This window comes from Lactiplantibacillus nangangensis, from assembly GCF_005405065.1.
GTDB classification, from domain to species: domain Bacteria; phylum Bacillota; class Bacilli; order Lactobacillales; family Lactobacillaceae; genus Lactiplantibacillus; species Lactiplantibacillus nangangensis.
In genome coordinates, this window is sequence record NZ_BJDI01000027.1 from 1 (window position 1) to 10,283 (window position 10,283).

At 47.3% G+C, this 10,283-nt stretch carries 9 protein-coding genes, 5 tRNA genes and 1 pseudogene; 2 read left to right on the top strand and 13 right to left on the bottom strand.

Annotated features, from left to right (window positions below; translation table 11 throughout):
* Positions 1–133 precede the first annotated feature (133 nt).
* From FFM70_RS13530 to FFM70_RS13555, 6 genes and pseudogenes are all read right to left on the bottom strand, one after another.
* The gene (locus tag FFM70_RS13530) at positions 134–658 is read right to left on the bottom strand and encodes a shikimate kinase (RefSeq protein WP_137617373.1); all 525 of its coding nucleotides are present in this window, start codon (positions 656–658) and stop codon (positions 134–136) included.
* On the bottom strand, positions 658–1,755 hold the full coding sequence (locus FFM70_RS13535; protein ID WP_137617374.1) for a prephenate dehydrogenase: 1,098 nt from the start codon (positions 1,753–1,755) through the stop codon (positions 658–660). The genes FFM70_RS13530 and FFM70_RS13535 overlap by 1 nt, the downstream gene beginning before the upstream one ends.
* Positions 1,752–3,062, bottom strand: a pseudogene (gene aroA / locus FFM70_RS13540) (3-phosphoshikimate 1-carboxyvinyltransferase). The gene FFM70_RS13535 and the pseudogene aroA overlap by 4 nt, the downstream one beginning before the upstream one ends.
* A gap of 14 nt (positions 3,063–3,076) precedes the next feature.
* Positions 3,077–3,604 (bottom strand): amino acid biosynthesis protein, encoded by a 528-nt coding sequence (locus FFM70_RS13545; protein WP_137617375.1) that lies wholly within the window; start codon positions 3,602–3,604, stop codon positions 3,077–3,079.
* Position 3,605: 1 nt separating this feature from the next.
* On the bottom strand, positions 3,606–4,775 hold the full coding sequence (gene aroC / locus FFM70_RS13550) for a chorismate synthase (RefSeq protein ID WP_137617376.1): 1,170 nt from the start codon (positions 4,773–4,775) through the stop codon (positions 3,606–3,608).
* A complete protein-coding gene (locus tag FFM70_RS13555) occupies positions 4,768–6,258 on the bottom strand; it encodes an MFS transporter (RefSeq protein ID WP_137617377.1) in 1,491 nt (496 codons plus the stop codon). The genes aroC and FFM70_RS13555 overlap by 8 nt, the downstream gene beginning before the upstream one ends.
* A 596-nt stretch (positions 6,259–6,854) precedes the next feature.
* Between FFM70_RS13555 and FFM70_RS13560 the strand changes: the two genes are divergently transcribed.
* Both FFM70_RS13560 and FFM70_RS13565 read left to right on the top strand, forming a co-directional pair.
* Positions 6,855–7,688 carry a metallophosphoesterase family protein gene (locus FFM70_RS13560; RefSeq protein ID WP_137617378.1) on the top strand — a complete coding sequence of 278 codons (834 nt, stop codon included), beginning with the start codon at positions 6,855–6,857 and terminating at the stop codon, positions 7,686–7,688.
* A 108-nt stretch (positions 7,689–7,796) separates the two neighbouring features.
* Positions 7,797–8,318, top strand: a complete 522-nt coding sequence (locus FFM70_RS13565; protein WP_137617379.1) for a GNAT family N-acetyltransferase — start codon at positions 7,797–7,799, stop codon at positions 8,316–8,318.
* Between the two features lie 56 nt (positions 8,319–8,374).
* On the opposite strand, the gene FFM70_RS13570 is transcribed toward FFM70_RS13565, so the two are convergent.
* From FFM70_RS13570 to FFM70_RS13600, 7 genes are all read right to left on the bottom strand, one after another.
* The gene (locus FFM70_RS13570) at positions 8,375–8,881 is read right to left on the bottom strand and encodes a hypothetical protein (protein ID WP_137617380.1); all 507 of its coding nucleotides are present in this window, start codon (positions 8,879–8,881) and stop codon (positions 8,375–8,377) included.
* A gap of 188 nt (positions 8,882–9,069) precedes the next feature.
* Entirely contained in the window at positions 9,070–9,615 is a 546-nt protein-coding gene (locus FFM70_RS13575; RefSeq protein WP_137617381.1) for a nucleoside/nucleotide kinase family protein, read from the bottom strand.
* Between the two features lie 130 nt (positions 9,616–9,745).
* Positions 9,746–9,830 (bottom strand) — tRNA-Leu (locus tag FFM70_RS13580).
* Between the two features lie 50 nt (positions 9,831–9,880).
* Positions 9,881–9,951: transfer RNA gene (locus tag FFM70_RS13585), tRNA-Cys, on the bottom strand.
* A 20-nt stretch (positions 9,952–9,971) separates the two neighbouring features.
* Positions 9,972–10,043 (bottom strand) — tRNA-Gln (locus FFM70_RS13590).
* A 7-nt stretch (positions 10,044–10,050) separates the two neighbouring features.
* Positions 10,051–10,123, bottom strand: a tRNA-His gene (locus tag FFM70_RS13595).
* A gap of 5 nt (positions 10,124–10,128) precedes the next feature.
* A tRNA-Trp gene (locus FFM70_RS13600) sits at positions 10,129–10,202 on the bottom strand.
* Positions 10,203–10,283: the final 81 nt, after the last annotated feature.

The following is a 10,283-nucleotide window of genomic DNA, read 5'->3' on the forward strand; positions in this document are numbered from 1 at the left end:
GGTTGCCTAATCAAAGTACGATTAGGCAACCTCATGTGAAATATAACAAATTACCAACAACAGTTGACAAAGAACCGGGTTATCAAGACAGTTTGTCGTTGATAACCCTTGCTATTTATGTACTTATCCCTAATTAGCCTTGTGCCAGCACTTGGGCAGGTTGCGTCAACCAAGTCGTAATTTCCTGACAAATCTGATTTGGCGTCCGATCATCCGTATTAACGACTAGGTCCGCGGCCTGCGCATAACTGGTTGCTCGTGACCGCTTTAAGTCAAATAAGGCCTGCGTATCCAACGAATTTACTAATGGCCGCCCAGTGTCTGACGCGACCCGTGCTAAAATCGTGTCATCCGACGCCGCCAACCAAATGACAGGGGTCGAACTCGCTTTTAAAGTCTGCACATTAGCTGCCACCGTGGCTGTCCCACCGCCCGTTGAAAGAATGCCGGGCCGTTTTAAAGCCGCTTGCAAGGTAGCTTGTTCCAAGGTCCGAAACTGGGCCTCCCCCTGCTGCGCAAAGATTGCTGTAATTGGTTGACCCGCGCGCTTAACAATTAACTCGTCTAAATCGGCATGCGTCGTTTCGAGCTGCTGCGCCAACAACCGCCCAATCGTCGTTTTACCACTACCCATGAACCCTATTAATATCGCTTCCATTAGTTTTTCCTCACTATCTGATAGTTGGCCGCCTGCAGTAATGTCACAGCAACATCATGGGTCGCTGCGTTACCAAAAGTCAATTGCAGCACACCATCAACTTCTTCACGAATCTCTAAAATATGAATATTGACCAAATTTAATTTAGCTTCTGATAATAACTGTGTAACCGCCGCAATCGTGCCGGGACGATCCGGAATATTTAAGAAAACATCGTAAAAGTTTGGTAAACTACCCAACCGCTCCGGACCTAAGTGATCCCGTGTCGTCTTAGCTGCTGTAAAGAACGCTGTTAAACTTTCACCATCACCGGCTGCTATTGCGGTAGTGACGTCAGCTAAAGCCCGTTGAAAGGCTTCTAACTGAGCGACTACAACTGCCGAATTAGTCGTTAGAATCGCGGTCCACATTGTCGGATCAGACGAGGCAATGCGCGTTAAGCTTTTAAAGCCCCCAGCGGCTAACCGCAAGCCCATCGGCGACTCAGCCAAGGCTACTTGCGTCTGGTTCACTAACGCCGCGGCAATTACATGCGGCAAATGGCTCAACTGACCAACTAGCCGATCATGTTGCTTCGGCGTGACCGTTAACCATTTCACCTTAGTTGCTGCTAACAAGGTTTTGAGCTGCGTAATGGCCGCTTTTGGTGCAAGTCCCGGTACCAAAAAGTAGAACGCATTTTCGAACAGATCCGCGCGACCGGCCGTGACCCCCGACTTATGTGAACCCGCCATGGGGTGCCCACCAATAAACGTAACGCCACGAATTTGTAACGGTTTGGCCGCCGTTAGGACCGTCTGCTTCGTACTACCCACGTCGGTAATCAAGACATTCGGTTTTAGCGTCAACTTCCCTAACAACTGCAAGTCCTCACAAATCACACTCACTGGACCGGCTAAAATAATCACGTCTGCTTGGGGTGCGGCAATTGAGAAATCGCGTACCACTTCATCAACGATTTGATGCTGTTGCGCATAAGTTAAACTAGTTGAGCGCACGTCGCTGCCCACAATTGTGACGTCCGGATGCGCGCCTTTAATGGCTAACGCCAACGAACTCCCAATCAAGCCGAGTCCATGGATTAACACTGTTGTCATGCCAACACCTCCATCGTTGGAATTAATTGCGCTAAATCGTCAAAAAAAGTCGGGTAAGAAATATTAATGGCTGCCGCATCGCTCAGCTGAAGTGGTGTCTTTAAACGTAACGCTGCGATTGCGACCATCATGCCAATACGATGATCACCGTGACTAGCGAGCTGCGTCGTTTGGACCGATCATGTGCGCCGACCATCGATGACAAAGCCGTCTGGCCGTTCTTCGATAGCAATGCCTAACTTCCGTAACTCTGTGCAAATTGTCGCAATACGATCCGTTTCTTTGACCCGCAATTCGCCCGCACCACTAATCGTCGAAACGCCATCCGCGGTCGCCGCCAACAACGCGACTAGTGGTAATTCATCGATAACAGCGGGGATATCTGCCGCCGTCAAAGTTACTGGGTGTAATTTAGCCGCCGTCACAGTAATATTGCCTAAAGGCTCACCAGGGTTAGTGAGTGGTTCAATCGTGACGTGACCACCCATCCGTTGTAAAACAGTCAGCAGGCCGGTCCGAGTGGGATTTAACCCAACCCGTTTCAAAGTCACTTTAGAGCCAGGGACGATGCTTGCGGCAGTCAAGAAAAATGCCGCTGCCGACATATCCCCTGGTACCGTCACTGCTTGACCTTGTAAGTGCGGTTGAGGCTGCACGGTGATCGTCCGTTGATCAGACGCCGTGACGACCGATGCACCAAATGCATTGAGTAACCGTTCCGTATGGTCGCGAGTCGGCAGGGTTTCAATAATCGTGCTAGGGGCATCCGCTTGCAACGCCGCTAAAATCAAAGCACTCTTCACTTGCGCGCTTGCCACCGTCATTTGTGTCGTCGTCCCATGTAACTGGCGACCATGAATGTGCATGGGTAAATGGCCATCGGTTAAGCTGATGTCAGCCCCCATCTTTTGTAACGGTTGTTGCACCCGAGCCATCGGGCGTTGGCTAAGTGAGTCATCGCCAATCAACGTCGTGTCAAAGGGTTGTCCGGCCAATAAACCAGCTAGTAATCGCGTCGCAGTACCAGCATTCCCTAATTGAAGTGGCTGACTCGGTGCCGTTAACCCATGTAAGCCACGGCCAACGACTTGCACTGTGGTTGCTTGCCGCGTAATTTGCGTCCCCATTGCCTGTAAAGCCGTTAAAGTCGATAAACAATCAGCAGCGGGCAGAAAATTTGAGATTGTCGTTACCCCCGTGCTAATTGCGCCTAGCATTAAGCTACGATGTGAAATACTTTTATCGCCGGGAACCGTTAAGCTTCCTTGTAACCCAGACATCGGTCTTGTCATTAAATTTTTCTTCATTAGTTATCAGCCACCTAATTAATTTGATAGTAGCACCACACCATTGACGGCGTGAAGCGCTTGATAAGTCGTTCATTTTTTTGTAAAGTGACATTTTTTTCATTTGTCAGCACGTATGCGGCTTGATTTTGTTGATAAGCCTGATAGGCTAAATATTTACTGCTAGCGGTCTGCAGAACGACTGGTTGCACCGTGCGTTGTAACAACTGAGCAGTCGCTGCATGAGTGTAACCGATGCGATTATCCGCATCCAACCGTTGCACAACGACTAACGGATCCAACCGCGTCATAAAACAGTCGATTAGCGTCATTTGCGCCAACAGTGCATAATGCACATCCCCCCAACTGGCGTCTAAACTGGTCGATTTGAAAGCGGCCGGAATAATGAGTGCGTCCCCAGCATAAGCCGCTAAATTAGTCAGGATTTCTTCAAAACTGAGATGATCAATGATGGTCGCTTGCCCCGCAAAATGGGCGGCATTATAAGTTTGAGCCGCCGCATAACTATCCGTTGCCGCCGGGCCTAAAGTATGCAACCGCATCTTAGTAGTCCCGTAACTCGGTACGGTATTCGGTCAACATGGCTTGTAACCGGGCCAAATTGCTGCCGTCAAAGGTGGCCGTAATTGCTCTGACCAGTTCGATTGCCACGACACTTTCAACAACGATCGACGCTGGAACGATAGCCGTCGTATCTGACCGTTCCACACTCGCTTTTTTGACTTCCTTGGTTTGAATATCGACACTTTGTAACGGTTTGTATAAGGTCGGAATAGGCTTCATCGCTGCTTTTACGATAATCGGCATTCCATTGGTCATCCCGCCTTCAAAACCGCCTAAGTGATTCGTTAAACGGGACCAGCCAGTGTCGGCATGCCAATCGATCTCATCCATCACTTGGCTCCCGTAATGGGCCGCAGCATCAAAACCATCACCAATTTCGACCCCTTTAATTGCGTTCACGCCCATGACCGCCGCAGCCAACTGACCATCAAGCTTCGTTTGCCAATTGGTATAACTCCCTAGGCCGGCTGGCACATTTTCAGCAACGACGCGAACGACCCCGCCGAGCGTATCACCGGCCTTTTTCGTCGCCGTGATCAGCTCGTGAATTTCATCAACTTTAGTGTTGCCCGGCAACCGTAAATCGTTTTGTTCAATTGCCTGTGTAAGTGTCGCAACCGTTGCAGTCGCAGCCGCTAACACTTTGACCGTCCCAATCTGTTGCACATAGCCCACTAAGTTGATGCCTAACTGCGCTAATAATTGTTTGCAGATTTGACCGATGGCGACCCGCATCGCCGTTTCACGTGCAGACGACCGTTCTAAGACATTGCGAAGATCACGATGGCCGTATTTCATGCCACCGACCAGATCCGCGTGTCCCGGTCGTGGTCGCGTGACGCGCCGAAGCGTATTATCGGCTGTCGCTGGACTAACTGGATCCATAATGTCGTGCCAATGCGCATGATCACGATTCTGAATCGTCAACGCAATCGGCGAGCCTAAAGTGATACCATGGCGCAAACCACCAGTCACAATCACCTCGTCATGTTCGATCTGTTGCCGATTGCCACGGCCAACCCCACCTTGACGGGCGGCCAGCCCAGCGTTAATGGCGTTAATATCTAGTTCTAGCCCGGCAGGGACACCGGTCAAAATCCCCGTTAATTGGGGGCCGTGTGATTCTCCGGCTGTGACGTAATCAATCATTTGAAAGTTCCTCCTTAGAAGTTGACACGGCTTTTGGCGTGCCAGACGTTTGCGTCCCGCGTTGGGTTTGGTACTCACGCGAGTTAGCCATGATGGCTTCGTAAATGGCTTGTAAATACGGCGTATGGGCTGTCTGCCGACTTTCCTTAGCCACTCGGTCTAAAACAACCGTTTCACGTTTCGCGTCTAAAACGGGTAATTGGTCGGCTTGTTTGAGCTCACCAATGACCGTGACCGTTTCAAACCGCTGATTTAACAGTTTTACGATGCGGTGATCAATCTGATTAATTTGACGACGTTCGTGCGCCAATGATCGACTAGGACCAAGTGCCCAAACCGTCAATAAGACCAACGCTAAGCCGGCTAGTGCAATCACTAAATCGAACCGCATGGCCGCACCGATACTTTGTTTTGATAACCAACCGGTTACTAGCGGAATGGTGAACGAAGCGATACTCCCAAATGTGAAGTAAAGACCTGTCACCCGACCTTTAATATGCGGGTATAATTTTATGAGTAAATTCACACCCATTTGTAAGACGCCACCGGCTGCCGAGAACCCAAAGACAAAGGCAGCAAGCATCGATAACCAAGCCAGATTTGTGTAACTAACAACGCCTAAAGTAATTAGTGAGATTAAGTTCATTGGAATCAATAACTGTTTTTCTGCCAAGCCTAACCGAAGTAATAAGAAAATGACGATCACCCCGGTAATGGAGCCAATACTGTATAACGATAATAATAAGTGGGCAACAACTTGGTGATAGCCCATCTCGGTAGTGACAAATAAACTGATCCATTGCGTGTAAAGAATCATTAAAGCCATCGAAGTGTAGCCATAACCGGCTAAACCAATTGTCGCAAGCCAACGCCGCGACTTCGATAACGTGGACGTAGTCTGGGTCGTTGCCGCATCCGCTTGGTTTTTGGCTGGGAACTTTTGCCGATTCAACAGCCAAGCGTTAACGACTAAAATGGCTGCTGGCAACATGAAGGACCACCCGTACCACAACTTGTTCGTCTCGAGGCTCACCACGAGTAGCGGCAAAATAAACTCGCCGATTGAAACGAAAGCTTTCAGTAAAATATTGGCTGAACCTTGCTTGCCCCCCATTTCAATAAAGGTCGTGTACGTGCCAGAATCTAACGCTGAATTCGCAATTCCCGCTAATACTGCCAAGGCATAGGCAACTTGGATATTTTTGACGACTGCCATACCCACGAAGAACACGAAATAGCTCAGCATCCCAATATTGATAAAGACTTTACGGCCGTAACGATCCGATAAACTCCCGAAAATAAAGTAAGCTAACAAACGACCAATGCCGACCCCCGAAACCACATAAGAAACGGTCGCAATTGGGGTCTGCCAATGTTGACTCAAGGCCTGCATGTTTTGCGCTAAGATGATCAAGCCGAGGCCGTGAACTAAATAATTGAGGTACAAACTCACAGACAACTGCCGACGATTCGTGTTACTCATAAAAATCACTCCTTCAACGATTCAACTGAAACTGAGGATAAAAAAAGCCAGCTAGATTTTGAAAATCTAGCTGGCGGAAACCCATTCAGTGTTGAATAAGTGTGATTATTCCAGCTAGACTTTCAACGTGTCTAGCTGGCCAAGACAAATCTGACTTCGCTAACCTTAGACACGAACGTGTGGACGTCCGCATCTAAGAAACCGATCCGGACGTTACCTAAAGTAATAGAAGCCGAAATAATACGCGTTAGTTGGTAATAGCTGAGTCATAATTATCTGTCCTTTCCGTTAAGTTGTTGTTTATATTAAAACATTCTCATTTTACGATGTCAATACTAATTTTATTTTAATCTAATTCTTTCACAACTCGCTTCGACGGGTATGCTAAAATAAAAACCGTCATTATCACAAGGATAACAACGGTCTCGAAACGAATTGGCTTGAATATACGTGCTAATATATTACTTCGTTTCAGAACCATTATAACAGATTTATTGGCTGTTGTATTTACTTGCTCGTTACATGTTACCCATTTCTTACCAATTGTGAACTTTCCTTACAAACGACCAATATTAACCTTTAAAAGGAGCCTTTCAATGTCTAAAATTGCTGTCTTATCGGACATTCATGGCAATGCGACTGCCCTAGCAGCTGTCTTAGCCGATGCCCAAGCCCAACACGTCACAGAATACTGGACTGTTGGCGACACGACCGTCCGCGGACCAGAGCCTGAGCGCTGTTTACGATTACTAGATCAGGTCCACCCCACCGCAGCCGTCCGTGGTAATCATGAAGAAAATTATCAAAAAGTGCTCAATGCAAATCCAGAAACCTTTACAAAACCGAAACAAATCATGGCCACAATTTTGACCCATTTTGACCGTCAACAGTTAAGCCCAGCACACTTTAAACAGTTATTAGACTTACCGATGATCCAGACTAAAAAGGTAGGCCCGCTCACGATCAGACTCCAACACGTGTTGCCAACCGTTGTTAGCGGCCACAGCTTAGCCCCAACTGAAAGCCAGGCCAACTTTGACCGCGCTGCCAGTGGCGACCCCGATATTGTCATTTATGCGCACACCCACCAGCCCATTATGCGATATTCGACTAATGGCCAACTGATCCTCAACGCTGGCACAGTCGGTTTGCCAACAGCCGTGCGCCCTGCGTTACGACAACCTAAGGCGATGTACCTGATTCTCACGATCGATGACAGTGGCTTACAAGCCATCGACTACCGACAAGTCGCCTTTGACTGGCAACGCGCCATTGACATTGCGACTGATCTCAGCCTGCCCTACAGTGAGTTCTACGCGGCCACGCTACGGACCAACGCGTATCAATATGCCCCTAGCGCTGTTGCAGCCTACAATGGCCAACACGAAATGGCTGCACAGGCCCGGGCCATTTTAATGAAAACGATCTAATGAAAAAAAGGTGAGAACGCGAGGATAAATAGTTTCAATCTGGCATCATTTCTGTATACTGTTAAAGTCAGCCATTTTGTGGTTGGTTTTAAGAGAGGAGTCAGAACGATGTACTTTAAAAAAGCAACTTTAGACGATATCGACACAATTATTGATATCTTAAGCGATGGTCGCAATCAACTAGCCGAGGCTGGTGTCAACCAGTGGCAAGGCGACTATCCATCACGGAACCAAATTACTGCTGATATTATGCAAGGTTCAGCCTACTTGTTTAATTCAGCGGATGACGCCACAGTCGGCGCGGTCGCGGTCGTCCCCTCACCGGATGCGACTTACGATACCGCCAATGCGAACTGGCTGAATACGACCGACCCATACGTCGTCATCCATCGTGTTGCAATCCATTCGACACACGCTGGTCACGGTTATGCGACACAATTATTCGAAAAAATTATTGCGCATATTACCAGTGAACATCCTGAAATTAAAAGTATTCGCATCGATACCCACGCCGACAATCAAGCTATGCAGCATTTAATTGCTAAAATGTCATTTGAACGCGTTGGTGAAATGGTTGGTGTTTACCATCTAGATGATGTTTGCTATGTTTACGAAAAACTGATCAAATAACCACGAAGTCCCTGCACTAGTCTGGCTAACAGCCGCTAATGCAGGGACTTTTATGTTTATTCTAAAGCTTCGATGGCCCGATATTTTGGGGTCCAATCAATTGTTTGAGTTTTAAGCACGGGCTGTTGTTGAAAATACGTCAGTTGGGCCTGCCGTTCAAGTTTATCTAAAAAGGTATACCCTTGTGGCGTCACAAAATTTGTGAATTTTCTCCGTAATTCGGCTAAGCGAATCATTGGAAATTGCACGTAACTCGTAATTGGAACAATTAGTCCAGTATCGTTCGCTGAAAAGTACCGGACTAGCTCATCATAGTCATCGTGCTGGATAAGTTCGCCGATTGCTGCTAACTTCTGCGCATCAGCCTTGATGGGTTGATCACAAGTGATGAATAGATTCACCCCACCATTGGGGCCAGTCGTGTAGACAAATGCCTGAAACGGCTCAGCAAAGAAACGCCGCCGGTATTCGATTACCTTTTTCCCAGTGATAATTGCGGCTGTATTTTCAGGATGCAGCGACAACAATAAAGTCGGAACTAGTGGTTGCAGTGGTATTGTCATTGGTCACACCTTCTTCATTTCAATCCGCCTCGCAAATTCAGGGCTGACGATCATTTTAAGCGCCACAGATCATGGCAACAACCTAATTGTACAGGTCAAGAGTTGAAATTAATAGCCTGTCTATTTAGATTAAATAACCCAGTCTTTTTCTAGCTACTTAACTTATCTTGCCCCTAATAAAAGATTACCTAAACAATATTAAGACCACTTAACTGAGTAACTTGTTCTCCAGTGCTTGTGGTGCCGTCTAAGACATAATCAGCTGTGGCCGAGACAGTACGGTCGTGTGTTACAAATAGTGATCGAGCCTCATTTAAATACGTTTTCGTCCAGTTCATAATCTCGGCTCGTGAACTTTCAGAGAAATCTCTGATTAGACGTCTTGCAAATGTAATATCTAATGGTGTTCGCAAGTAGATCACCGTGTCTATATATGGCTTTAAAACAGCATGTTCGTAGCCAAATGGAAAATCAAGCAAAATAACACTAAACTGATTACTATCTATCGCGGCTGTTAGCGCTGCCATTAGTGTTGAAAGATCATATTGATTAACTGCCTTACCAAAGTTTGCCAACAGTTGCTTGACGGTTGGCGCGGAGGGTAACGCATCAATACTATAATCATCAAATGATACGACACAAGCATTATCAATACTTTGGCTTAAAGCAAATATTAGTGTCGTCTTTCCGCCTGCTGTAACCCCACTCACCACGATAACTTTGGTTTTATGCATCATGTTCTCCCCTTACAATCAATCCGATCATCTGACATCTGACCACAACTGAATAACCATCGATCCATTTACAAGCATGAAATTTTGCAAAAAAAATAGCAACGTCATAAATACGTTGCTACCTTAGTAATACCGGCGATCGGGGTCGAACCGATACTCCCTCAACGGGAACTGGATTTTGAGTCCAGCGCGTCTGCCAATTCCGCCACGCCGGCATAATAAGAATTGGACTTGTTACTGATTAGGTTACTATTCCTATCAGGAAAGGTGGTAACCGGATTTGAACCGGTGATGAAGGTTTTGCAGACCTCTGCCTTACCACTTGGCTATACCACCATCATTTTGCCCAACCCAAATTGGGTTAGCTGGATTCGAACCAGCGCATGATGGAGTCAAAGTCCATTGCCTTACCACTTGGCTATAACCCAATCAAAGGGCGGTATGTGGGAATCGAACCCACGCGTGCCGGAGCCACAATCCGGTGCGTTAACCACTTCGCCAATACCGCCATCATGGCAGGGATAGTAGGAGTTGAACCCACATCGATGGTTTTGGAGACCATTGTTCTACCATTGAACTATATCCCTATAAAAAATGGAGGGGAGTGGATTCGAACCACCGAACCCGAAGGAGCGGATTTACAGTCCGCCGCGTTTAGCCAGACTTCG